The sequence below is a fragment of the Micromonospora sp. C41 genome, from assembly GCF_018070485.1.
In the GTDB taxonomy this organism is placed as follows: domain Bacteria; phylum Actinomycetota; class Actinomycetes; order Mycobacteriales; family Micromonosporaceae; genus Micromonospora; species Micromonospora chalcea.
This window is the reverse complement of the sequence record NZ_JAGPXP010000034.1, coordinates 1-23770: the sequence shown is the minus strand read 5'-3', so window position 1 is coordinate 23770 and position 23770 is coordinate 1. Positions and strand designations below refer to the sequence as shown.

Here is a 23770-nt window from a genome sequence, read left to right as displayed (position 1 = left end):
GTGGCGGCAACGGTATGCGCGGTCACCCGGCACCGAACCGCCCCGGTTTCGGTGGAGTCGGGCTCTTCGATCATGAAGGCGGGGCGTGGGCGCCGGGCTCGCCTGGCGGGGCGTCGAGGGCCAGCCTCAGCGCCGCCTCGACCGGATAGACCGGGCAGTACAGCGGCGTGTCTGTGGCCGGCGGGGCCGCGTCCTTCGCCTCGAACGCCTTTCGGGCCCGGCCGAGGTCCGCGAGCAGGTCGGCCACTGACGGTTCCTTCTTCGGCTCCGGGGGCGCCGCCTCGACGGGTGCCTCCATCTTCGGCGCCGTGATCGAGACGCCGAGCGCCGCCGCGGCGGCGTTGAGCCCGTCCTTCGGCATCGCGGCGGCCAGCGCCGAGAGGCGGCCGACGGCCTGGTCGGCGTACGCGGCGTCGACCGGCACCGCCGGCAGCTCGAACCGGGTTCCGGTCTGCGCGCCGAACGGGGCGTCGCGGAACACCCGGTCGCGGTTCTCGGCGTCGACGAGCACGTGGCGGCCGTCGTGGAGGTCGGCGTACAGGTTGGCGGCGAGCACGTTCCCGTCGAGCAGCAGGTTCTGGTCGGGCACGGTCGCGCGGACGGCGATGCTGTCGGCGAAGGCGAGCACGTTGGCCTCGACCCGCATGACACCCCGGCCGGAGAGGTCCAGCAGGCAGCCGGTCGTGGACTGCCCGGTCGAGGCCCGGCCGGTGGGGTCGGCGGCGAACAGGACCGTGTTGCCGCGGATGGTCCAGGGGCCCGCGCCGGGTGCCTGGACACGGACGGCGGTGCCGCTCGTGTTGACGACCACGTTGTTCTCGAACGTCCCGTACGCCGCACTGAGCTGCACGGCGCAGTACGCCGCGTTGGCGAAGACGCAGTTGCGCACGGTGATGCCGCCGCTGCCGCCGCGCAGGTCGAGCAGCGCCGCCGACTGGGAGTGGCCCGCGTCGAGGGCGCCGCTGTCGGCGTACGCGTTGTAGGTCGCCCCGTCGAACATGAACCCGTCGAGGATGAGGCCCTCCCCCGAGTCCTCGCCGGTGAGCACCGGATCGCCGAAGATGCCCTTCGCCTTGGTCTCCGGGGTGAGCACGAAGCGCACGGGGTGCCGCCAGGGGTCGCGCGCGGCGAACTCGGCGTCCCACCCGCCCAGCAGCGTCAGGTTGCGTACGGGGATGCGCCACGTGCCCGACCGCAGGCGGCCCGTGTACTCACCTGCGGCGACGAGGATGCGGTCGCCCTCGGCGGCCTTTTCGAGGGCCTGGAACGGGTCGCGGAACGGCGCCTCGCGGCTGCCGTCCCCGCCGGAGGATCCGGCCCGCACGAACCAGTCGCGGCCGGCCGGCCGGGGCGGCTCGGGGGCCGTGACGTCGAGCACGGGCGCGAGGGAGTCGAGGACGATGGTGGCGCTCTGACGCCCGCCGGGCGGCGTGAGGCGGTACGTGCCGCGGAGCAGGTACGTGGACTCGACGTCGAGGCCGCGCGAATACCGTACGGCTTCCTCGGTCTGGTGATGGACGAGGCCGTAGCGCGGGGCGAGCGCCCACCACGGGCTGTTGTCGGTGCCGGGCTCGTAGACGGCGACGCCGATGTGCGTCTCCGCGAGCTCGGGGAGGATCTGCGTGTTCTGGTCGAAGCCGACCCCGGCCCGCACCTGCACCGGGGCTCCGGCGAGCGCCGGGTCGGCCTCGTAGAGCCGCGCCCAGTCGACGGCCTGGTACGACGGGCCGGCCGGGAGCTCGGTGAACGGCTCCGGCGCCGCCAGGTCGGCGGGGTGCGCGCCCGGCGCCGCGCCGACCGCGAGGGCGAGCACCTCGGCCGGGGCGAGCCGGCGCATGACGGGCCGCTGAACATCACGGTCTGATGCGGACGACAGCTCACCGAGGCCGGCCGATTCCCGCAGCGCATTGAGGGCGGCGATCGGCGGGCGCTCATACGTGACGGCGACGTCCACCGTGTACGTGTCGAGCCACGCCGCCGGGAGCCCGGTCAGCTGTGGGTCGCCGACGGTGTTGCCGGCCGACGAGCGCAGATCGACGTCTTCGAGCTCCGCGGCGTACTCCTCGGTGAGCTCGGCCTCCGCGCCCGGCACCCGGCTGCGCACGATGTCGCGCGGTGTGGCGAAGAACAGGTTGCGGTCGATGGCGATCTGCCCGACGTCGCGCAGGCAGGCGACAGCCGCGTTGCCGCAGCCGACGAAGACGTTGTCGGCGATCGCGGCAGCGCCGTTGACCCGTACGCCCACGGCCCGGTCGGCGCCGGAGCCGCGCGGCGGGTCGGAGTCGTCGTGGGCGAAGGCGAAGGTGTTGCGGCTGACCGCGGCCGGGGTCTCGGGGGCGCCGTCGCGGACGGTGAGCAGGCTGAGGCCGACGCAGTTGACGACGATGTTGTTCTCGAAGACCACGGAGTCGCCGCCGAGCTCGACGGCGCCGGAGCTGCCGTTGGCGAAGCAGCAGTCGCGGACGGTGATGCGCTCGCCGCGCAGGCTCACCAGCGGGCCGTCCCCGTAGGAGGCGCGCTGCAGGCCGCCCTGCTCGTCGTAGTCGTCGCGCCCGGCCCCGTCGAAGAACAGCCCGTCCAGGACGAGGCCGTCGTGGCAGCCGATGCCCTGGAGCATGTTCGGCTCGTTCGGGACGCGCAGGCCGGTCTTTGCCGCGAAGACCGTCGGTGTCTGCCAGGGGGTACGGCGGGCGAAGTCGGGGCTGTATCCGCCGAGCAGGGTCAGCTCGGGGGTGTCGACGACCCACGAGAAGCGCTCGCCGCGCCCGGTATAGGTGCCCGCCGCGATGTGGATGCGGTCGCCGGGCGCAGCCTGCCGCAGCGCGAGCCACGGGTCGTGGAACGGCCGGGCCCGGGTGCCGTCGCCGGCCGGGCCGCCCGCCGCGACGAAGAGGTCGGTCATGAGTTCTTCACCTCGTCGTCGGCTTCCTCCGTCTTGTCCGCGAGCAGCTTGAAGCCCACCTTGACCGCGTCTCTGACCTGTGCGAACGCGGCGAGGCCCGTCTGCTTGTAGGGTCCCTCGGCCAGGTCCTTGACGTATTCCTCCTCGGTCGCCAGCAGCGACTCCAGGGATTCCGAGGCCTTCTCCAGCTCCTCGTTGAACTTCGCCAGCGTGCCCGGATCATCGGTCAGCTGGGCGAAGGCGTTGGTGCTCTCCTCCACGAGCGTGGGGAAGAGCTCGTCGTAGAGCTTGCTGGACTGCTCCTTGGCCGCCTCGGCCCGCGTGTCGAGCCCTCGGTCGAGGACGTTCTCCTTCATCCAGTCCCAGTCGGTGGCCCGGTAGTCGCCGGACGCGCCGATGCCACGCCAGTTCCCCGCCGCCTCGGCGCCGCGGGCGAAGAGCTTGTCGATCCAGTCCTCGTCGAGCTGTTCGCGGGCCGCGGTCAGCAGCTTGATGTTGTCGACCACCGTCTGCTTCGCGGCACGCTTCTGCTTGGCCGCCATGAGGTTCTCCGCGGTGAGCTTCTCGAAGTTCTTGATCGCCTCGTTGGCGGCTTCCTTGGACGACGGGTCCTTCATGAAGAGGACGATCAAGCGGGCGCCCGAAGTCGGGAGGTATTTGACGAGCAGGCTCTTGACCGTGTCCTGGATGGAGCCGAAGTTCTTGAGGAGCAGCTGCTCGACGATCGCGTCGTTGCTGCGCGCGTTCTTGAGGTCCTCCTCGCACTTCTTGATGAGCGCGAGGTCGGCCTCCAGGACCTTGCTCATCAGCGTGGCGACCTCGGGGACGTCGAGCCGGGCGACCTGCGCCCAGATCTTGCGCTCCCCGGCGAGGAAGTCACGCGGGCCGACCGCGGTCCACCGTTCGTCGACGGACATCGCGTTGGCCTGGCTGTCCTCCAGCACCGACCGGATGTCCGATTCGAGGCGCTCCATCAGCGCCTCGGCCTGCTCGCAGTTGGTCTCCCACCGGTCGGTCAGGCCGTCATAGCCCGGTTGCTCCAGCTTGGAGAGCATCTCCTCGAACAGCTTCTCCCGATCGGTGTCGAAGCGTTCCAGCAGATCCAAGACCTTGTCGAGGATGTCCTCCTCGAACCCCGTGGCGCGCATCCGCTGCTCAACGAGCTCGCGGGCGTCATCGACATCTTCCACAAATTTCAGCGTAGGAGCCCTCGGGCACCCGAGGCAGTCGTGAACCCGATCCCTGCCAGATCAAGGATCCGACCTATGCCGCCGCTCGGTGAAGACTGACTCCGGAAGTCGTCGACTCTTCGGGAGTGCACCATGTCATCCCTGTTCAGCGGACCGATACTTGGTGTTCGTATGCGTCTTTCCTCTGGCACCGGGGCGCAGCCGGCTCATAACGGCATGAGGTGCCCGCTCCGTGGCGGCCACCCCATGCCTTACCGTCCCGTGCGGTCACTCCCCCGGGAACGCACGGACGAGCCTCAGTTGAGGGCGTAGATCTCCGCGGCCGACGTCCACGGGTTGCCGGCGACCTGACTCACGGCACGCAGTCGCAAGTGCTGCCCGGTCTTCGCGGCGTACCGGACGTCCTTCTGGCTCGCGTCGTTGGCGAACGCGCCAGTGGCCACGGCCGTTCCCCAGTTGGTGCCGTCGGTGCTGACGTACACCTCGTACTGGCCGATGCGTCCGTTGACCGCGCCGGAGCCGCCATCCTGCCGGGGCAGGTAACGCAGGCCCGAAACGCAGTAGCTCGCGCCCATGTCGAGGAAAAACGCCCTGCCGGTCCAACCGGACGACGATCACTCCGGAGCCCTCGCGGATGTGCAGCCGCGTGCCCGGCCCCCATCCGAGGGCACGGACGACCGTGCGGTCGGCGATCCTGCCGCTGCTGTCGATGGCGGCCAGGCCGTACACCATCGTGCCGGCGCGTGGCGTCGGCAGCACCGGCAGGGGAAACAGCGAACGGCGAAGCGCTCCGCCACGGGGGCGACGGGACTCCTGCCCCCGGTCGGCCAGCATCACCGGCGGGATGACGGGAGCCACAGCACGATCAGCCACGACAATCGCCCCCGATCGAGACATGGTCGATCGAGGGAGCCGCTGCGCTGAGAGTTGCGTGGTCAAGTGCGCTTGACCACCAGTACGCGAAACACAGCATGGATGCTGCAAATTGGTGTCCGAGGGGGGACTTGAACCCCCACGCCCTATACGGGCACTAGCACCTCAAGCTAGCGCGTCTGCCATTCCGCCACCCGGACCTGCACGTACCAGCCTACCCGGTCGGCCAAGGTGATCATCTCACCGCATCGGCCGGCCTGGCGGGCCGCACGGGGCATTACTGTACACGGCCCGGAACGATCATGCACATCAGCACCAACGCCGCACGTTTGCGCAGGTCAGAGGCCACAACAATCGGGTGGGTAGCGCGCAACTGACGATTCCGGGCAGCATTGCTCACGTGTCCCACCCCTCCCCGTTGATCGCCACCCAGCACCAGGCCCTCGCGATGCGGGCCGCCGGCGACCTGACCAGCGCCCGCCGCCTGCTCGCCGACGCGATCGTCGCGGCCCGCCCGGCGTACGGCGAGGACCACCAGGACGTCCTGGCCACCGGTCACCTGCTGGCCCGGCTGCACCGCGAGGCCGACGACCCGGCCGCCGCCCGGCGCGTACTCGAAGAGGCCTACGCCGCCGGCGAGCGCCGCCGGGGCGACGGCGACCCGCTGATGCTCGCGCTCAGCTTCGACCTCGCGGGGGTGGCCGAGGAGCTGGGCAACCGGCACGAGGCCCGCCGCAACTACAGCCGCGTGGCCACCGCCGGGTCCGCCGTGCTCGGTCCGGACCACCCCGCGGTACGCGCAGCCCGCCAGTACCTCGGCGGCTCCGCCGCCGCTCCCGCCGGCTACGGCCCACCTCACGGCGGCTTCGCCGCCGCTGCCGGCACGCACCCCGGTCCTTCCCTGCCCGGGCACCCCGGTCCGACCCTGCCGGGACACCACAGCCCGGCCCCGCCGGCACACTCCGGTCCGCCCCTGCCAGGACCCCCCAACCCGGCTCTGCCGGGGCACTCCGGTCCGGTCGTGCCCGCACAGCCTGGACAGGTCCTGCCCGGCCAACCCGGTCCCGTTTCCCCCGGGCACTCCGGTCCCGCTCTGTCCGAGCCCACCGTGTCGCTGCCGGCGATCCCGCAGCCGTACCCGCCCGCGCCGACCCGCCCCGCTGCCCAGGGAACGCCTGCCGCGGCTGCGCCGGTATCCGGCGCACAGTGGGCGCCCCGCCCCGGCCCGGCGTCCCCGGCGCCCGGCGCCGCGCAGTCGCCGTATCCCGTGCCGAACCCGCAGGGCACTCCCCCGCAGCCCGCCCCTCCGGTCCCGCCGCGCCAGCAGCCCGCCGTGCGGCCGGACGGCTCGACGAGCCCGTGGGCGCCGCCCTCGCCGCCCTCTGCGCCGTCCGAGGAGGCGACCACCCGCTTCGCGCCGATCTCCGAGGAAGCGACCTCCCGGTTCCCGGTAGTGCCCGCCGAACCCACCGCCCCGCTGACTCCGCCGTCGGCCGCCGGAGCGGCCCCGCAGATTCCCGGTGTCCGGCCGGTCCCCCCGGCCCAGGGTGTCACCCCCGTCGCACCCGGAACGTACGGTCGGCAGCCCGCAGCCCCCGGAGTGACGCCGGTACCGCCCCGTCCTCCGGTCGCCCCACCACCGCCGCCAGCGGTCCCTGGCGCCGTGGTGCCCCCAGCAGCGCCCGGAACGCCGACGGCAACAGCTGGAACGCCGACGGCCGCGCCGGCCGCCGGGACGCCGGTGCACGGGCGGCCGGTGGCGCCGCCCGTATCCGGCCCGGCGTCCCCGCTACCGCCCCCACCGGTCATCCCGCCGCCATCAGCGAGGCCGAGCGCCGAGGTGCCTCCAGCCTCCGTTACCCCACCTCCGTCGCGGATGCCGTCGGCTGGAGTCGTGCCACCGCCGCCACCGCCGACCGTCCTGCCGCCGGCACCGAGCATCCCCGCACCGGCGAACGTTGTCCTGCCACCACCGCCGGCAGTCACTGTCGCTCCGCCGACCCCCGTGCCGCCACGGCCGGCAGCCGTCCAACCGGTGGCCGGGGCCGCAGCCGCTCCTCCGTACGCCGCCACGGACCGTACGGCCGGGACCGGAACGGCAGCAGCCTCGGAAGTCCACCCCGCAGCGATCGAGGCGAGCGCGAGCGGCCCCGGCGCGGGTACGCCACCGACCGCCCCGGGTGGACCGGGCTGGGACAAGCCGACGATCCAGGTACAGCAGATCGGCCCGCTGCTGGAGGAGGAGTCGGAGCGCCAAGCCGCGACAGCGGCCACCGGCACCACGGCCAATCCTGCGGCATCCGGGTCCGTCAGCGGACCCCCGGTCGGTGCGCCTCCGGTGGACGGTCCTCAGAGCAGCGGACCTCCAGCCGACGCACCCGTGATGAGCGGGCCCCCGGCCAGCGCACCACCCACCAGCTCACCGTCCACGCCCACGCCGCCGGCGAGCGCACCGTCCATCGGCACGCCCACGCCGCATCCCGTCAGCGCGCCGCCCACGCATCCGGTCAGCGGCCCACCGGGGCAACCGGTGAGCGGTGCGGCCGCGTACCCGATCAGCGGAATTCCGGTCAGCGGCTACCCACCACCGGTCAGCGGACCACCCGGTCACGGCGACTACCCGTCACTGGCCGGCCAGGCACATGCGGCGCCCGTCAGCGCCGCGCCGGTCAGCGGCGGCTCCGTACCGCCGTGGGGCATGGTCGCGCCGCCGTGGAGCAGTGTCGCCCCGTCCCAGCCGGTCGACCGGCCCGCCGACCCCGAGCAGGACACGGACGAGCCTGACCCGGACGAGCCGACAAACGGCGACGCGGCCGGACAGGCGGAAGGGGACGCGCCGGAACGGAACCGGCCGATGCCGATCTACGAGGACCTGCTGGACTTTCCCGAGTCCACGCGACCCGAGCCGCCGGCCCAGCCGGAGCCGGGCGCCTGGCCGGTGAACCCGCCGATGTTCCACCAGCCGGCGGCGGGACCGGCGTCGGGCGCGTACCCGATGGAGCCGGAGCGGCCGGGCCGCAACCGCACGGTGCTGGCCCTGGTGGTGGGAGGTGCGGTGCTCGCGGTGGTGGCCGTCGTCGGCGTCGGCGCGGTGTTGCTGAACCGGGAGGCGGCGCCGCCGCCCGGTCCCGCGCCCGCGTCCGGTTCCGCGTCGCCGAAGGTGGCCGGTCCGCCCCCGGGCGATCTGCAGCTGCGGGACGACACCACCACTGTCACGGTGACCTGGACCGACCCGACGAACGGCGGGGTGCCGTTCGTGGTGGCGGGTGGCCGGGCCGGGCAGAAGCTCGGCGTGATGGCCACTGTGGACGCGGGGCAGACCCGCTACACGGTGAACGGGCTGAGCGCGAAGCTCGACTACTGCTTCACGGTGTTGGCGGTCTACGCGACCGATTCGTACTCGACCTCGGGTCAGGTCTGCACGGATCGGGAGGGCGGCGCCACGCCGAACTGACGGTCCGGGGGCGACACGCTCGGTGTCCACAGGAGGACGGTGCGGGTTTCACCGGCTCCGGGCGGCACCTATGATGGCTCCCGGCTCTGGGGAGGGTCGGCCGTGCTCGGCGTCTCTCCCCCACCGACACGGGGAGGCAGCCGGCAGTGACCACCATCGAGGACGTCACGGGCACCGGGCCGGAGCAGGCTCGTCCACGGTCGCGGATGCGGGGCGGGCTGGTGACAGTCGGCACGGTGGCCGCGCTGCTGGCCGCGATGGGGTTGACGGTGCTCGGGCTGGGCGCCGCGGACAACGCGGTGGCGAGCTACGACGCCTCCTCCTGGTTGTGGAGCAGCACCCGCGGCGAGCTGGCCCGGGTCAACGGCGTCACCGCGCGGGTGGACACCCGGATGGAGGTGCCGGGCGGGCGGCGGCACCAGGTGCAGGTGGCCCAGACCGACCGGCTGCTGATCCTGCGCGACCTCAAGACCGGCCAGGTCAGCTCGCTGGACCTGGCGACGTTGCAGATCACCGCGACCACGCCGACCGCGCCGGGGCTCGGGGTGAGCGTGGCGCTGCACGAGGACGCGGCGTTCGTGGTGGACGCGGTGCAGGGCATCGTCCGGCAGCTCGACCCGCGGGCGCTGACGCCGGTGGGCGAGCCGGTCCGCTACCCGCCGGGCATCACCGGCGGCGCGTTCGACGGCGCCGGCAAGCTGTGGATCGCGGTGCCGAGCGAGGGCACCGTCTCGGCGGTTACCGCCGCCGAGCTGCCGGAGACGCCCGGTGACGCGCCGCCGGCCGGGCTCAGCCCGAAGCGCGTCGAGACGTACGACGTGGCCGAGCCGGCGCACGAGCTGGTGGTGTCCACGCTGGACGAGGGTGTGGCGGTGCTGGACCGCACCTCGACGTCGCTGGTGACAGTGGTGGGCGGTCGGACCACGCGGGCCGAGCTGACCATGACCGCGCCGGGCTACCTGCCGACTCGTACCAGCGGGCAGCAGGTGCCGGTGACGGTTCCCGGTGAGCGGTCGGTGCACGTGGTGCGCGACAGCCGCGAGGTGAAGCGGTTCGCGGTGCCGGGCGACGGTGTCCGGCTCAGCCCGGCGGTGGCGTGGGCGGGCCGGTTCTACTGCGCCGACGAGACGACCGGCACGGTCTACGCGTTCGACGCCGAGGGGCAGCTCGTGCAGACCGTGAAGGGCGCCGGCCGCCCCGGCCCGGTCGAGCTGGAGGTGCGCGAGAACCACCTGTTCATCAACCCGCCGGACTCGTCCACCGCGCAGGTGGTCGACGACCAGAACCGGGTGCGCGAGGTCAACAAGTACGCCAACGACGTGCTCGGCGGGGATCCGCCGCCGGTCGCTGCGCCGCCGCCCCCGCCGAAGAAGCCGAAGGTGGGCAAGCCCGGAGCGCCGAAGTCGGTCACGGCCGCCGCTGGTGACGCCTCGGCGCGGGTGAGCTGGCAGGCCGCCGCGTCGAACGGGGCCGAGATCACCAGGTACGTGGTGGAGGGTGCCGGTCAGACCCGCCAGGTCGGCGCGAACCAGCGCTCGCTGGAGGTGACCGGCCTGACGAACGGTGAGACGTACACGTTCTCGGTGCACGCGGTGAACGCCAAGGGTGAGGGGCCGGCACGGCGCAGCAACCCGGTGGTGCCGACCGCTGAGGTGCCGGACCCGCCGGCGTCGGTGACCGCCGAGGCGCGGCCGGACGGCACGGTGCGGGTGAGCTGGCCCGAGGCCGACGGCCAGGGCAACAAGATCGCGAAGTACGCGGTGACGGCGACCTCGGCGGGCGCGAGCGCCCCGGCGGGCGAGTCGGCGAAGACCGAGCTGGTGGTGGGGGCCGGGCAACTGGAGTACGGCACCCAGTACGCGTTCACCGTGACAGCTGTGAGCGAGAAGGGCGCCGGGTCGAAGGCGTCGCCGGTGAGCAACACGGTGGTGCCGTTCACGGTGCCGAAGGCGCCGGGCGACCTGCGCGCGTCCACTGTCGCCGACCAGCCCGGCACTGTCGCGGTGCAGTGGTCCCCGGCGGTGGACAACGGCCGCCCGGTGACGAAGTACGTGGTGGAGGCGGCCGGGAAGTCGGTCGAGGTGACCGACGTGCGGGCCACTGTGGGCGGCCTGGGCAACGGGCAGAACGTGACGGTGAAGGTCAAGGCCGTGAACGAGGCCGGGGCCGGACCGGAGGCGAGCACCACCGCGCGGACGGTGGCCGAGCCGCGAATCACGGTGACCGGCTCGTCCGCGGATGCCACGTCGGTGACCGTCACGTTCACTGTGGACGCGGGCGGCGGGCGGGCCACCTGCACGGCGGCGACCGGCGGGAAGACGGCGAGCGGCAGTTGTTCCAGCCTGCGGGTGACCGGCCTCTCGCCGGGTACCGCGTACACGGTGACGCTGACCGCGTCCAACGCCGCCGGTAAGGGCACCGCCTCCCGGCCGCAGACCACGGACGCGCTGTACGGGATCGCCACCTGCCGCAACGGCTCCTCCGGCGCGGAGGCGACCTACTGCTCCCGGGACGTGCCCGGCGAGCGCAACGGCAACGAGATCTTCTCGGTCACTCAGCAGGACAACAGCAGGCAGGCAGGCTGGGAGCCCAACGGCGCCCGGCTGAAGGCCTACTGCAAGAAGAAGGGCGAAGAGGTCTACGCCTACATCTACAACAACGACAAGCGCAGCACCTGGTGGGTGCGCGTCGACCACAGCAAGGGCCGCGACTACATCCCGTGGGCCTGGCTGAACCTGGAGGGCGGCGACGACCTCAACCTGCTGCCCACCTGCTGACCGCACCACCCCGAGAGGCGCATCCGTGAACACGCACGAACCGCTCAGCCAGCCGGAGGTGCAGGGCTTCGCCGCCCTGGCCGCCCGGCTGGCCGACAACGTCAACGCGGTCGTGCTGGGCAAGCCGCAGGTGGTGCGGCTGGCGCTGACCGCGCTGTTCGCGCAGGGGCACGTGCTGCTGGAGGACGTGCCGGGCGTCGGCAAGACCACGCTGGCGCGGGCGATCGCGGCCACCGTGAAGGGGCAGTGGCGGCGGATCCAGTTCACGCCGGACCTGCTTCCCTCCGACGTGTCAGGGGTGACGATCTTCAACCAGGCCAGCCGGGGTTTCGAGTTCCACCCGGGGCCGGTGTTCGCCAACATCGTGATCGCCGACGAGATCAACCGGGCGTCGCCGAAGACGCAGTCGGCGCTGCTGGAGGTGATGGAGGAGCGCACCGTCACGGTGGACGGCGTACGGCATCCGGTGCCGCAGCCGTTCCTGGTGGTGGCGACGCAGAACCCGGTGGAGATGGACGGCACATACCGGCTGCCCGAGGCGCAGCTCGACCGGTTCCTGGTGAAGCTGTCGGTCGGCTACCCGGACGAGGCGGTCGAGGTGGAGGTGCTGCGCGGCGCCACGGTCCGCTCCCCCGACTCGCTGACCGCGGTGACCGACACCGCCACTGTGGGCGAGATGGTGAAGATGGCCCGGCGGGTGCACATCGCCGAGCCGTTGTACGCGTACGCGGTGCGGTTGGCCGCTGCCACCCGTACCCATCCGCAGGTGCGGGTCGGGGTGAGTCCGCGCGGCGTGATCGCGCTGACCCGGGCGGCGTGCGCGTACGCGCTCATCGACGGCCGGGGCTGGATCATGCCGGAGGACCTGAAGGCGCTCGTCGAGCCGGTGTTCGCGCACCGGCTGCTGCTCACCCCCGACGCGCAGGTGCGTGGTGTGACGTCCGCCGAGGTGCTGCGTCAGGCGGTCGCGTCGGTGCCGGTGCCGTTGCCGTCGGGCCAGGCCACGCCGGTGCACGGCTGAGCGTGGGGATCACCGCCCGTGGCATCGGGCTGCTCGTCGCCGCCTTGGTGCTGCTCGGCGTGGGGTTCCGCTACGCGTACCCCGAATTGACGGTGCTGGGCGCGGCGGCCGGGGTGGCGGTCGGCTACGGCGTGGTGAACGCGGCCTGGCGGCCCCGGCTGAGCGTGGCGCGGCGGGCCGACCCGGACCGGGTGGCCCGGGGTGAGCCGGCGGCGATGGAGCTGACGGTGCGCAACACCGGTCGGCTGCGGGCGGCGAACCTGGTGGCCGAGGACCGCTGCGCGGGCGCGCTGGTGCCGGTGCCGCTGCTGCGGTTGCGCCCGGGCCGCGACACGGTGGTGCGCTACGACGTGCCGACGCACCGGCGTGGGGTGGTGCCGGTGGGGCCGCTGCGGGTGGTGCGCCGGGATCCGCTGGGCCTGGTGGCGCTGGCGCGCGGCTACGGCGGCACGGTGCCGGTGTGGGTGCACCCGCGCATCCATCCGCTGTCCGCGGTGCCCACCGGTGCCGGGCGCAGCCTGGACGGGCGTACCGACAGCGTGCCGCACGGGTCGATCACGTTCGACTCGCTGCGGGAGTACGTGGTGGGCGACGAGTTGCGCCGCGTGCACTGGCGCACCAGCGCCCGGGTGGGTGAGCTGATGGTGCGGGAGAACGTGGACACCAGCCTGCCGCGCCTGGTGGTGGTGCTGGACAACCGCGCGTCGGCGCATCCGGGCCGGGTGGGCGGGGTCGCGGAGTCGTTCGAGTCGGCGTGCGAGGCGGCCGCGTCGGTGGTGGCCGCCGCGGTGCGGGAGGACCTGCCGGTGCAGCTGCTGCTCGTCGTACCGGCCGAGGTGGAGCCGGAGGGCGCGGCCGGGCCGCTGGACCGGCTGGCCGCCGTGGAGCTGGCGGACGCCGGGCCGGACGTGCTGCCGGCCGCGACCGGGCGGCTGCGCCGGGACCGGCTCGGTGACACGCTGGTCTTCCTGACCGGGCCGGGTGGCCGCGACGAGCTGGGGCACGTCGGCGCGCTGCGCGGCGCGTACCCGTCGGTGGTGGTCGGGATGTTCGGCGCGGACGGGCCGACGGCGGCCGGCGCGACGGGCCTCACGGTGCTGGACGCGGCGGACGGCGCGGCGTTCGCCGCCGAGTGGGACGGGATCCGCCGGTGGTGACGCCGCCACGGACCCAACCGGCGGCGGAACGCGCGGTCCGGGTGCTGCGGGCCGTGCCGGTACCGGCCGCGCTGATCGTGCTGGTCGCGCTCTCCGGCGTGGTGCTTGGCCGGGTGTACGCGGATCCGCTGCTGACCCGGCTCATGGCCGGCGCGGCCGTCGGATCGGTGCTGGTCGGCGTGGCCGCGCGGCGGCTGCCGTCCTGGCTGGTGGCGCCGCTGTCGGTGGCCGCGATGGCCGGGTGGACGCTGCTGTCGCTGCGGCTGGCCGCCGCGCACGCGGCGCTGCCGGGCGGGCTCGGCGAGGTGACCACCGACGCCGCCCGTAACGCGATTCCCCGGCTGCTCACCGCGATGATTCCGGTCGAGCCGGCCCCGGACACGGTGCTGGTTCCGGTGGCGGCCGCGTGGCTGGCCGGGCTGACCGCCGCCGAGGTGGCGCTGCGCGCCGGGCGGGTGCTGCTGGGCTACCTGCCGCCGGCTCTGCTCTACGCCGGGGCGCTCTACGTGGTCGGGCCGAACGCGGATCCGGCGATCGGCCCGACTGTGGTGTTCGCGGCGGTCGCGGCGGCCGGCCTGGCGACGCCCGGGCGCCGCGACGGCCCGGCGGCCGATCCGGTCGCCGGTCTGACCCCGGCGGTACGCGCGGCCGTCCGGCTGCGGCTGGTGGCGGCGAGCGCGGCCGGGCTGGCGGTGGTGGTGGCGCTGGCGGCGCTGCTCGCCCCGGTGGTGGCCGCCCAGGTGGACGAGCGACCGGTCGACCCGCGCCGCTACGTGGAGCCGCCACGGGTGGAGTCGCTGGACGAGAACCCGCTGATCCGGATCTCCGGGTGGGCGTTGAACCCGGACCAGCGGCTGCTGGACGTGCGGACCGTCGGCGGCGCGCCGGCCGGCGGGACGCCGCGGATCCGGCTGGCGGTGCTCAGCGACTACGACGGCGTGACCTGGCGGGTCGGCGCCACGTACCGCAACGCGGGGCGGATCCTGCCCGCCGTCGAGCCCGCCCCGAACACGGCCACCGACGAGGTGCGCCAGGAGATCACGGTCGGCGACCTGACCGGACGGCTGCTGCCGGCGGTGCCCACGCCGCGCGAGGTGACCGGCGCGCGGGTCGCGTACGACCCGGCGACCGGGACGCTGATCCGCCCGGAAGGGCTCGCGCCAGGGCTGCGGTACGAGGTGTCCTCGATGCGGGAGCAACCGGACGTGAACCTGCTGAGCACGGCGAACGTGCCCGCGGGTGACGAGGTGGCCCGGGTGCTGCGGGTGCCCGACGGCGCGCCGGAACCGTTGCGCCGGCTGGCCACGCAGCTCGCCGAGTCGAACGGCGCTCCGTACGCGCGCGCCGACGCGATCGCCACGTTCCTGGCCGAGCACTACCGGGTGACAGCTGACGCGCCGAGCGGGCACGCGTACCCGAATCTGGCGTTCTTCCTGTTCGGGCCGCGTAACGGCGGCGGCCAGCGGGGCACGTCGGAGCAGTTCGCCGCCGCGTTCGCGGTGCTCGGCCGCCTCGCCGGCCTGCCGACCCGGGTGGTGGTCGGGTTCGGGCCCGACGGCGACGGGCCGGTGCGGGCGGCCGACGCGTACGCCTGGCCGGAGGTGCTGTTCGACGGCGTCGGCTGGGTGCCGTTCGATCCGATGCCGCGCCCGGACGAGGAGCCCCGTCCGGTGGAGGAGGACTTCCGGCCGCAGCCGGAGGACCCGCCGCCGTCGGAGGTGCCGGCGCCCACCGAGGAGCCGAGCGTCACGCCGCCGGCCGCCGCGCCCGCGCCCGGCCGGGAGCAGGGCGGCTCGGGTACGCCGGTGCTGGTCGGTAGCGGTGTCGGAGCGCTGGCGCTGCTGCTCGGGGCGGTGCTGGCCACGCTGGTCGCGTTGCGCCGCCGGTTGACCCGCTCGCGTATGGCGGTGGGCGATCCGGGCGAGCGGGTCGCGGGCGCCTGGCGGGAGCTGACCGACGCGCTGCGCCTGGCCGGACACCCGGTCGGGCCGGACCTGGCGGCGGCGGAGGTCGCCGCGCGGGCCCGCCGGACGCTCGCCGAGGCCCGCGCGGCGCGGCCCGGAGAGGACGCGGCGATCGGCGACCCGGATGAGGCAACGGTGGACGAGCTGGCCGCTCTGCTCAACCAGGCGGGCTTCGCGCCGGGCAGCGTCACGCCGGAACAGGCGGACCGGGCCGCAGGACTGAGCGCCGGCTTCGCCGAGGCGCTGCGCTCGGCCCGGCCACGGTGGCGACAGTTGCTGTGGACGATCCATCCGGGGCCGCTACGGTGGCGACGCTGATCAACAGCCGTAACCGGATCGCCGAGCCGGTACCGCCACGAGTCCTCCTGACCATCTGCTGACCTCCTGGTCGTCGAACGCCTGTGGGACACCGGCAGCCGGCGTCACGGAAGTAAGGTGAGTGGTGATCTGCATCAGGAACCGGCGTTTCGGTCTGCTCTGGACCAGCACGCTGTTGTCCAACCTGGGCAACTGGCTGATGATCGTCGCGGTGCCGGTCTACGTCTACACGATGACCGGGTCGACGCTCAGCAGTGGTTTCGCCTTCGTCGCGCAGACCCTGCCCGCGATCGTCTTCGCGCCCCTGGCCGGGGTGCTGGCCGACCGGTGGGACCGGCGAACGGTGATGGTCGGCGCTGACCTGCTGCGCATGGTCGTCGTGCTCGCGCTGATCGTGGTCGATGATCCGGGAATGCTGTGGCTGCTCTACACGGCGATGTTCTTCGAGAGCGCAATCGGGCACGTCTTCCAGTCCGCGGCCCGGGCAGTGGTGCCCGCCGTCGTCGGCCGGGGCGGCGACCTGGAGGCGGCGAACGCCTGGAACACGGTGGCGAGCGGCATCGTCCGCCTCGCCGGCGCACCCCTGGGCGGCGCGCTCTACGCCCTCGTGGGTTTCGACGGCCTGGTGCTGATCGACTCCGCGACGTACCTGCTCTCGGCCTTACTGATCTTCGGAATGGGTCGGCTGCGGGTGACCGACGACGGGCAGCAGCCGGACGCGTCCTCCTGGCTGGCCGCTTTCCGGGGGCAACTCCGGGAGGGACTGGCCTTCCTCTTCGGGCATCCGATCCTCCGCACGACTCTCGTCGTCTCCAGCCTCTTCCTGTTGGCAAACGCCGCTCTGAACGTGCTTCTGGTGCCGTACGTCATCAGCGTCCTCGGCGGCGACGCCGGCGACGTCGGTGTGCTCATGGCAGCGCTCGGCGGCGGCTTCCTGGCCAGCGCGTACGTCGGCAACGTGCTGTCCCGTAGCGGGCTCCTCCGGCTGTCGTTCACCGGTTGCCTGGCGGCGATCACCCTCTGCTTCGCCGGGCTCTTCCTCATCCACCACTTCGCCGCCGCGCTGGTCTTCATCGCCCTTGCCGGCCTGCCCGGTGGCGCGTTGCTGATGCTGGTCCAGGTGCAGGTCCAACGCCATACCCCGGACCGTCAGCTCGGCCGGGTCGGATCCGCCTTCTCCGCCGCCGAGATGGCCGCGACCGTGGTGGGTGCCTCGGCAGGCAGCATCGCCGGACAACAGCTGCCCCTCACCACCACGGTCTGGCTCGTGATCGGCGTACTGGCGGCCGGCGCAGTGGTCGCCGCCCTGCTGCTACCCACCCGATCCGGACCGCCGGCGGCGGCGGAGCCGGCGGCGACGGCAACCCCGCCGGTGATGGCGAGAACCGGTGACGATGGCTGAATCCGCATCCGTCCGCAGCACGATGCCCACGTCGTTGACCCGACCCACATGAAGCCCGCCCTTGGCCCACTGGCGGTCTCCCGCGTGCGTCGACGGGCAGGAGATCCCTCACGACTGAGGAAGGCTCGCGCGCAGCTTCCGGACGAGTTTGCGCAGCCCGGCCTGCCAGCCGTCCGGGTCCTCGGCACGTCGGCGGGCGTAGTCGGCCACCTCGGGGTGCGGCAGGATCAGGAACCGTTCCTCGGCCAGCCCGGCGATCACCGCCTCGGCGACCTGGTCCGGGCTGAGGATCGTCCCGGACGCGGCGATCACCCGGGCGCCCAGGTGCCCCTCGGTGAGGCCGTCGGCGAGCATCGGGGTGTCCACGCCCTGCGGGCACAGCGCACTGACCCGGATCCCGGCGTCCCGGTAGGTGATCGCCAGCCATTCGGCGAGCCCTACCGCGGCGTGCTTGGTGGCGGTGTACGGCGCGTCGCCGACCGCTGTGAGCAGGCCCGCCGCCGAGCAGGTGAGCAGCAGGTGGCCCTGGCCCCGGCTGAGCATGCCGGGCAGCACCGCGCGGGCGCTGTGCAGGTGCCCCAGCACGTTGACCCGCCAGGCGCGGTCCCAGTCGGCGTCCGGCGCGTCGATGCCGCCGCCGGTGGCGACTCCGGCGTTGGCGCAGAACAGGTCGATCCGGCCGTGGCGGCGCTCGGTGTCGTCCACGAGTGCGCGTACCGCCGCCTCGTCGGTGACGTCGAGCCCGACGCCGGTGGCCACCGGGCCGATCGCCTCGGCCGTGGCGCGGGCCGCGTCGGCGGCCAGGTCGGCCAGCACGACGGCGGCGGCGCCCTCGGCGGCGAACCGTCGGCCCAGGGCCGCGCCGATCCCGCCGGCCCCGCCGGTGATCACCACCACCCGGTCGGTCAGGTTCATCTCAGGCCACCTCTCCGGGGCCGAGCCGGGACAGCAGATCCAGCCAGGCCGCCGCGCCGCCCTCGGTGATCTCGGGCGTGGGGAGCACCGCCAGCACCGGCACGTCGACGCCGTTGTCGGCGTAGCGGCGGACGGCGGCCGCGCACTGCTCGGGTGAGCCGTGCAGCACCAGCGCGTCGACCACCTCGTCCGGTACGGCGGCGGAGGCGCCCCGCCGGTCCCCGGCGGCCCACGCCTGCCACATCGGACCGAGCGAGTCCTCGCGGCCCAGCCATCTGTGGAAGGCCGCGTACGCGGGGACGGTGAGGTAGCCGGTGATCATGCGGCGGCCCAGCGCGCGGGCGTACGCGGCGTCCTCGGTGGGGCAGACGAAGATGCGGGCGGCCACCTCGAACCCGGGGCGGCGCTCGCCCACCTCGGCCAGGGCGGTCGGCACGTCCTCGGCGGCCAGCCAGTTGAGGATCACCCCGTCGGCCTCGGCGGCGGCCAGGCGCAGCATGCCGGGGCGCAGCGCGGCCAGCACGACCGGCGGCGGCACGCTCGGCGGACGCTCCAGCGTGAAGCGCCGTACGGCGAACGTGTCGAACGCGCCGTCGACGGTCTCGCCGCGCAGCGCGGCCCGCAGGAACCGCAGCACGTCCCGGGTCCGTTTGAACGGCTCGTCGAATCCAATCGCGTTCCAGTCCCGCACCAGCACCGGCGACGAGGCGCCGACGCCGAGGGCGAAGCGGCCCGGCGCCGCCTCGGCCAGCGCGGCGGCGCTCATCGCCAGCAGTCCCGGGCCACGGGTGAACACCGGCGTAATCGCGGTGCCGAGGCGCAGGCGCGGCGACCAGGCGGCGGCCAGGGCCAGCGGGGTGAACGCGTCGGCGCCGGCCACCTCCGAGGACCACACGTCGGTGAAGCCGGCGTCGTCCAGGGCCGCGTAGACGGCGGCGTGGTCGGCGAGCGGGATACCGCCCAGCGGCACTGTCATGCCCCATCGGTTCGTCACCCGTCGATGGTGCCCGTCCGGCACCGCCGCGAGCAAGATCCAAGGCGATATGGGTGATCGGTGACGAGAAGCCGGGAAAGAGTGTTACGACTGCCGGATGAGGTGGACCGGGGACGGGGCAGCGCGGTGAGGACCGCCGAGCCGGCCGCGCTGCGCAGCTCCGGCGGCGGCCCCGACCGGGCCACGTTCCTGGAGCTCTTCTTCGACCTGGTGTACGTGTTCGCGCTGACCCGGATCTCGGCGCGCGCCTTCGAGGACCTGGTGCTGGAGGGCGGGCAGACGGGCTGGTCGGCGGTGACCGGCGGCGGCAAGACGCTGCTGCTGCTGGTCGCGCTCTGGGCCGTGTGGCAGGGCACGGCGTGGACGACCAGCCGCTACGACCCGCACCACCTGTGGTTGCAGATCATCGTGATCACCGCGCTGATCTCGGCGATGGTGATGGGGGTGGCGATCCCCCGCGCGTTCGGCCACAGCGGCCTGATGTTCGCCACCGCGTACGTGGTGGCCCAGGTGAGCCGGCCGGCGATCCTCGTGCTGGTGCTGCAGAACCAGCAGTACCGCCGGCTCAAGCGGCGCATGCTGATCACGTTCTGCGCCACCGGCGTGCTCTGGCTGGCCGGCGCGCTGCTGCCGGTGAACGCCCGGGTGGCGCTCTGGACCGCGGCGCTGGTGCTGGAGTACCTCGCCGCCCGGTTCGGCTGGCCGGTGCCGGGCCTCGGCCGCTCCACGGTCTCCCGCTGGGACATCCACGGCGAGCACCTGGCCGAGCGCTACCAGCAGATCTTCCTGGTCGCGCTCGGCGAGACGATCCTGCTCGCCGGCCTGTCGTTCACCCGCTCCCCCACCAGCCCCGGCATGGTCACCGCGTTCGCCGTCGCGCTCGCCACCTCGGTGCTGCTGTGGCGGATCTACGTGCAACGGGCCGGCCAGATCCTGGGCGAGGCGGTGACCCGGGCCGCGCACCCGGCCACCGTCGGCCGCTCCGCCGCCGACACCCACCTGGTCATGGTGATCGGGGTGGTCGCCACCGCGATCGGCTACGAGCTGGTGATCGAGCACCCGATCGGGCACAACGAGCTGCCCTGGCTGGCCGTGATCCTCGGCGGGCCGGCCGTGTTCCTGGCCGGCCGGGCCCGCTTCGAGTACGAGGTGTTCGGCCGCGTCTCCCCGTCCCGGCTGGTGGGGATCGCCGCGCTGCTGCTGCCCGTACCGCTGCTGGTGCGCCTCGCGCCGCTCGTCGCGTCGGGCTTCGCCGCGGCGGTCCTGACGGCGGTGGCGGTCGCCGACGCCCGGCGTGCCTGGGGCCGGCCGCCGGAGGACGCCGCGCCGCCGTTCTGAGCGGTGCCGCCGGAGCGGGGCCCCGTGCCCGCCCTGCGGGCTACGATCCGCGCGTGACCTTCTCGCTCGTCGCCCGCTCCGCCGACGGGCGCCTGTTCGGAGTGGCAGTGGCCAGCCGGTTCCTCGCCGCCGGGGCGCTGGTGCCGGCCGCCGAGGCGCTGGTCGGGGCGGTCGCCACCCAGGCGCACGCCAACCTCGCCTACCGGGCGCAGGCGCTCGCGCTGCTACGGACCGGCGTCAGCGCCACCGACGCGGTGGCCGGGCTGGTGGCCGCCGATCCGGGACGCGACGACCGGCAGCTCGCCGTGGTCGGCGCGACCGGCGACGGGGCCACCTGGACCGGGCCGCGCTGCCACCCGTGGGCCGGTGGGCAGGCCGGCGACGGCTGGGCCGCGCAGGGCAACATCCTGACCGGCCCGCAGGTGATCGACGCGCTGCGCGACGCCTGGCTGGCCCGTGCGGAGCTGCCGTTCCCGCAGCGGCTGCTGGCCGCGCTCACCGCCGGCGACGCGGCCGGCGGCGACCGGCGCGGGCGGCAGAGCGCGGCGATGCTCGTGGTGCAGCGCCACGGCGGCTACGCCGGGACCGGCGACGAGCTGGTGGACCTGCGGGTGGACGATCATGTGGACCCGGTCTCCGAGCTGCGCCGCCTGCTCGGCATCCACCACATGCTGTTCGGCCGCCCCGATCCGGCCACGCTGCGCGACCTCACCGGTCCGCTCGCCGCCGAAGTGGCCGAACTGCTCGCCGCCACCGGGCACCCGGTCGGCCCGGCCGGACTGGACGAGGCGCTGGCCGCCTGGACGGGTCTGGAGAACCTGGAGGAACGCTTCGTGCCCGGCCGGATCGACCCGATCGTGCTGGAGCACCTGCGGCGCTGCGCCGGGCGCTGAGGTCAGCCGCCGAAGGCCAGCCGGCCGATGCCGGCGCGGGTCAGCTCCGCGCGCTCGTCGCCGGTGACCGGCAGCCGCCCGGTGGCCTTGCGCAGCACGGTGAGCGCGTCCCAGCCCAGTCCGGGCGGCACCGGCACGCCGCCGGTGAGCACGCCGATCACCACGTCCGCGGCGGCCGGGGTCAGCCACGGCGTCCGGTCCAGCGCGTCGGCCAGGTCCAGGCCGTGCACCGCGACCTCCACCACCCGGGTACGCAGGAACTCCGGCAACGCCATCGCGTCACCGTGGCGGGTACGCACCACCCGTGCGGGCAGCTCAGCGGCGACCGCCTCGTCGGTGGCACGCCAGGCCCGGCCGAACTCCGCCGCCACCTCGGCGGCGCCCGGGTGCTCCCGGGCCGCACGCTGCGCGCCCTCGACACGGTCCCGGTCCACCGGCGGGCTGAACTTGGCCGCGCCGAAGTAGGCGGCCGCGTCCACCTCGGCCCGGGGCGGCGCGGGCTCGGCGAGCATGCCCGCCAGGCGTCCGGCCCCGGTGCTCACGTGCGCGATCAGGTCGCGCACCCGCCACGGCGGGCACGGCGTGGGCCGGTCCAGCGCCGCGTCGTCCAGGTCGCGCAGCACCCGCTCCAGGCGGTCGCACTCGGCCCGGAACGCCGCCCGTACCGTCTCCATCCGCCGGATCAGCCCTTCCACCGGGGCACCAGCCGGTGCACCACGACCAGCACCAGCGCGGCCACCACGGCGATCGTGCCGGCGATGCCGGCCGCGCTGCCCGCGTACCCGACGAAGAGCTGACGGCGGCTGAGCGCCTCGACGGGGATCGTGGAGCGGTCCACCAGCCAGGACAACGCGAGCGCGGAGGCCAGCAGCGCCACCGCGCCGGCGCCGCCGAGCACGGCGGCGGTCACCCGGTGCGCGTCGCCGGGCTCGACCACCGCCTGCTCCCGCTGGAAGACCAGCAGCACCAGCCCGGCGACCGCGGCCCACGCGCCGACCACCAGGTACGCGGCGACCGCGTCGCTGGGCCGGTGCCAGCCGGCGGAGAGCGTGGCGACGCCCGCGGCGGCGGCGTACCCGGCGCCGAGGAACGCCCCGGCCGCCCGCAGCTTGCGCGGCAGCACCAGGATCAGCGCGACCGCCACCGAGGCGGCCACCGAGGTGTGGCCGCTGGGCAGGCTGTTGCCGGCGGCGGCCCGCTCCGGGTCGATGCCGAAGTCGGGCCGGACCAGGAAGTGCTTGAGCAGTTGCGTGGTCACGTTCGCGCCGGCGATCAGCAACGTCGCGGTGACGGCCAGCGCCTTGCGGCCCCGGATCAGCGCGATGAAGCCGATCACCGCGGTCGCGGCCAGCAGCGACACCACGGACATGGCGTTGAGGAGCGTGTCGACCGGACCGTCGATGCGGTCCTGGCCGATCTGGTTGCCGGTCAGCGCCACCGTGTCCAGCCACTGGCCCAGTTCGGTGTGCACGGCGAAGCGCCACACCAGCACGAACGCAGCCGTCTGCAGCAGGGCCAGTACGACCAACCAGACCGCCGTCCAACCCCTTGCCGTCTCCCGCACCCGGACAACTTAACGGTAGGGCCGCCGACGCGCGCGGCGGAGCGCCATCGGCTTCGGCGTACGGTGAGGCGGGCGATCCGAGGAGGTGGGGCGTGACCGGCACGCCGCAGCGGGAACCGCAGGCCGGGCCACGGCCGGAGTCGCTGGCCGACCTGCTCGGCGGCCGGCGCGGGGCGGTCGACGCCACGCTGCCGCCGCTCGCGTTCGGGCTCGGCTGGGTGCTCGGCGGGCTGCGCGGCGGTGTGCTCGCCGCGCTGCTGACCGGCACGGCGGTGGCCGGCTGGCGGTGGCGGCGCGGGGACCGCCCCCGCTCGGTGCTGATCGGGCTGCTCGCGGTCTGCGTGGCCGCGCTCGTCGCGTTGCGGACCGGCCGGGCCGAGGACTTCTTCCTGCTGCAGATCGCCGCCAACGCGGCGAGCGCGCTGGCCTGGGCGGTGAGCATCGTGGTGCGCTGGCCGCTGCTCGGCGTGGTGGTCGGCACGGCGCTGGGCCAGCGGACCCGGTGGCGGCGTGATCCGGCGCTGCTGCGGGCGTACGGCCGAGGCAGCTGGGTGTGGGCGGGCACCTACGTCCTGCGGTTGGCGGTGTTCATCCCGCTGTGGCTGGACGGGCAGGTGGTCGCGCTCACCGTGGCGCGGGCGGCGCTCACCTGGCCGCTGATCGCGGCGGCGCTGGCGTCGAGCTGGGTGGTGATCCGGCGGTCGCTGCCGGCCGGGCATCCGGGACTGCGGCACCCGGTGACGGCGCCGGTGCCCGGCGGTGAGCCGGTCCGGGAAGAGTAATGGAGAGGCCGCCACGGGGGGAGCGGCCTCTCCGTCAAATACGTTACTCCGTCCACGGCCCGGATGTGATCCCGTGGACCGCTGAATTTTGCGTGCCTTTTCGCGCCATGGGTCGTCACCGGGCGGAGTGGTGGGCCGGCCGGTCCGCTGCGTCGGCCGGACGGCCGGCCCACCCGGCCTGACCGTGGGCGTCAGGCCGTCCGCCGACCCGGCCGCTCCGTTCCCC

General features: G+C 74.1%; 17 protein-coding genes, 1 tRNA gene and 1 pseudogene. 10 read left to right on the top strand and 9 right to left on the bottom strand.

All coding sequences use genetic code 11. The features are described 5' to 3' along the window. Positions 1–70 precede the first annotated feature (70 nt). From KBX43_RS26730 to KBX43_RS26715, 4 genes are all read right to left on the bottom strand, one after another. Positions 71–2902 (bottom strand): right-handed parallel beta-helix repeat-containing protein, encoded by a 2832-nt coding sequence (locus tag KBX43_RS26730; protein WP_210887744.1) that lies wholly within the window; start codon positions 2900–2902, stop codon positions 71–73. Continuing rightward, positions 2899–4092 (bottom strand): hypothetical protein, encoded by a 1194-nt coding sequence (locus KBX43_RS26725; RefSeq protein WP_210887740.1) that lies wholly within the window; start codon positions 4090–4092, stop codon positions 2899–2901. Before KBX43_RS26725 ends, KBX43_RS26730 begins: the two co-directional genes overlap by 4 nt. Before the next feature lie 296 nt (positions 4093–4388). Next, positions 4389–4667: a discoidin domain-containing protein gene (locus KBX43_RS26720; protein WP_210887738.1), complete on the bottom strand. Its 279-nt coding sequence runs from the start codon at positions 4665–4667 to the stop codon at positions 4389–4391. A 411-nt stretch (positions 4668–5078) separates the two neighbouring features. Then, positions 5079–5165: transfer RNA gene (locus KBX43_RS26715), tRNA-Leu, on the bottom strand. Between the two features lie 248 nt (positions 5166–5413). On the opposite strand from KBX43_RS26715, the pseudogene KBX43_RS32275 reads away from it, so the two are divergent. Beyond that, positions 5414–5539 (top strand): annotated as a pseudogene (locus KBX43_RS32275) (hypothetical protein); the annotation flags it as partial. 1775 nt (positions 5540–7314) lie between these two features. Here KBX43_RS32275 and KBX43_RS31970 read toward each other — a convergent pair. Beyond that, complete coding sequence (locus tag KBX43_RS31970; RefSeq protein ID WP_255365604.1) at positions 7315–7437, bottom strand: hypothetical protein; 123 nt, start codon at positions 7435–7437, stop codon at positions 7315–7317. A gap of 58 nt (positions 7438–7495) precedes the next feature. On the opposite strand from KBX43_RS31970, the gene KBX43_RS26705 reads away from it, so the two are divergent. From KBX43_RS26705 to KBX43_RS26680, 6 genes are all read left to right on the top strand, one after another. Beyond that, positions 7496–8419, top strand: coding sequence for a fibronectin type III domain-containing protein (locus KBX43_RS26705; RefSeq protein ID WP_307851592.1), 924 nt, complete (start codon positions 7496–7498; stop codon positions 8417–8419). Positions 8420–8625: 206 nt separating this feature from the next. Next, positions 8626–11196 carry a fibronectin type III domain-containing protein gene (locus KBX43_RS26700; protein WP_210887766.1) on the top strand — a complete coding sequence of 857 codons (2571 nt, stop codon included), beginning with the start codon at positions 8626–8628 and terminating at the stop codon, positions 11194–11196. Between the two features lie 25 nt (positions 11197–11221). Beyond that, positions 11222–12217 carry a MoxR family ATPase gene (locus KBX43_RS26695; protein ID WP_064445403.1) on the top strand — a complete coding sequence of 332 codons (996 nt, stop codon included), beginning with the start codon at positions 11222–11224 and terminating at the stop codon, positions 12215–12217. A gap of 2 nt (positions 12218–12219) precedes the next feature. Continuing rightward, positions 12220–13374, top strand: coding sequence for a DUF58 domain-containing protein (locus KBX43_RS26690; protein ID WP_069087747.1), 1155 nt, complete (start codon positions 12220–12222; stop codon positions 13372–13374). After that, on the top strand, positions 13368–15656 hold the full coding sequence (locus tag KBX43_RS26685; RefSeq protein WP_210887735.1) for a transglutaminase domain-containing protein: 2289 nt from the start codon (positions 13368–13370) through the stop codon (positions 15654–15656). Before KBX43_RS26690 ends, KBX43_RS26685 begins: the two co-directional genes overlap by 7 nt. 124 nt (positions 15657–15780) lie before the next feature. After that, positions 15781–17058 carry an MFS transporter gene (locus KBX43_RS26680; protein WP_113972415.1) on the top strand — a complete coding sequence of 426 codons (1278 nt, stop codon included), beginning with the start codon at positions 15781–15783 and terminating at the stop codon, positions 17056–17058. Between the two features lie 108 nt (positions 17059–17166). Here the strand turns inward: KBX43_RS26680 and KBX43_RS26675 are convergent, their stop codons facing one another. Both KBX43_RS26675 and KBX43_RS26670 read right to left on the bottom strand, forming a co-directional pair. Then, complete coding sequence (locus tag KBX43_RS26675; RefSeq protein WP_113972416.1) at positions 17167–17973, bottom strand: SDR family oxidoreductase; 807 nt, start codon at positions 17971–17973, stop codon at positions 17167–17169. Between the two features lies 1 nt (position 17974). After that, positions 17975–18949, bottom strand: a complete 975-nt coding sequence (locus tag KBX43_RS26670; protein ID WP_113972417.1) for an LLM class F420-dependent oxidoreductase — start codon at positions 18947–18949, stop codon at positions 17975–17977. Positions 18950–19093: 144 nt separating this feature from the next. Between KBX43_RS26670 and KBX43_RS26665 the strand changes: the two genes are divergently transcribed. Continuing rightward, positions 19094–20305: a low temperature requirement protein A gene (locus tag KBX43_RS26665; protein ID WP_043331146.1), complete on the top strand. Its 1212-nt coding sequence runs from the start codon at positions 19094–19096 to the stop codon at positions 20303–20305. 53 nt (positions 20306–20358) lie between these two features. Further along, entirely contained in the window at positions 20359–21198 is an 840-nt protein-coding gene (locus KBX43_RS26660; RefSeq protein WP_043329827.1) for a DUF1028 domain-containing protein, read from the top strand. A gap of 2 nt (positions 21199–21200) precedes the next feature. On the opposite strand, the gene KBX43_RS26655 is transcribed toward KBX43_RS26660, so the two are convergent. Then, positions 21201–21872: a maleylpyruvate isomerase N-terminal domain-containing protein gene (locus KBX43_RS26655; protein ID WP_210887762.1), complete on the bottom strand. Its 672-nt coding sequence runs from the start codon at positions 21870–21872 to the stop codon at positions 21201–21203. An 8-nt stretch (positions 21873–21880) separates the two neighbouring features. Continuing rightward, positions 21881–22762 (bottom strand): phosphatase PAP2 family protein, encoded by an 882-nt coding sequence (locus KBX43_RS26650; protein WP_043329825.1) that lies wholly within the window; start codon positions 22760–22762, stop codon positions 21881–21883. A 92-nt stretch (positions 22763–22854) separates the two neighbouring features. On the opposite strand from KBX43_RS26650, the gene KBX43_RS26645 reads away from it, so the two are divergent. Continuing rightward, the gene (locus KBX43_RS26645) at positions 22855–23544 is read left to right on the top strand and encodes a DUF3159 domain-containing protein (RefSeq protein WP_064445398.1); all 690 of its coding nucleotides are present in this window, start codon (positions 22855–22857) and stop codon (positions 23542–23544) included. Positions 23545–23770: the final 226 nt, after the last annotated feature.

Bases quoted from the DNA above. Each gene is read 5' to 3' on its own strand.
- KBX43_RS26675 (WP_113972416.1), bottom strand. From the start codon at position 17,973: ATGAACCTGACCGACCGGGTGGTGGTGATCACCGGCGGGGCCGGCGGG.
- KBX43_RS26700 (WP_210887766.1), top strand. From the start codon at position 8,626: ATGCGGGGCGGGCTGGTGACAGTCGGCACGGTGGCCGCGCTGCTGGCC.
- KBX43_RS26670 (WP_113972417.1), bottom strand. From the start codon at position 18,949: ATGACAGTGCCGCTGGGCGGTATCCCGCTCGCCGACCACGCCGCCGTC.
- KBX43_RS26655 (WP_210887762.1), bottom strand. From the start codon at position 21,872: ATGGAGACGGTACGGGCGGCGTTCCGGGCCGAGTGCGACCGCCTGGAG.
- KBX43_RS26720 (WP_210887738.1), bottom strand. From the start codon at position 4,667: ATGGGCGCGAGCTACTGCGTTTCGGGCCTGCGTTACCTGCCCCGGCAG.
- KBX43_RS26730 (WP_210887744.1), bottom strand. From the start codon at position 2,902: ATGACCGACCTCTTCGTCGCGGCGGGCGGCCCGGCCGGCGACGGCACC.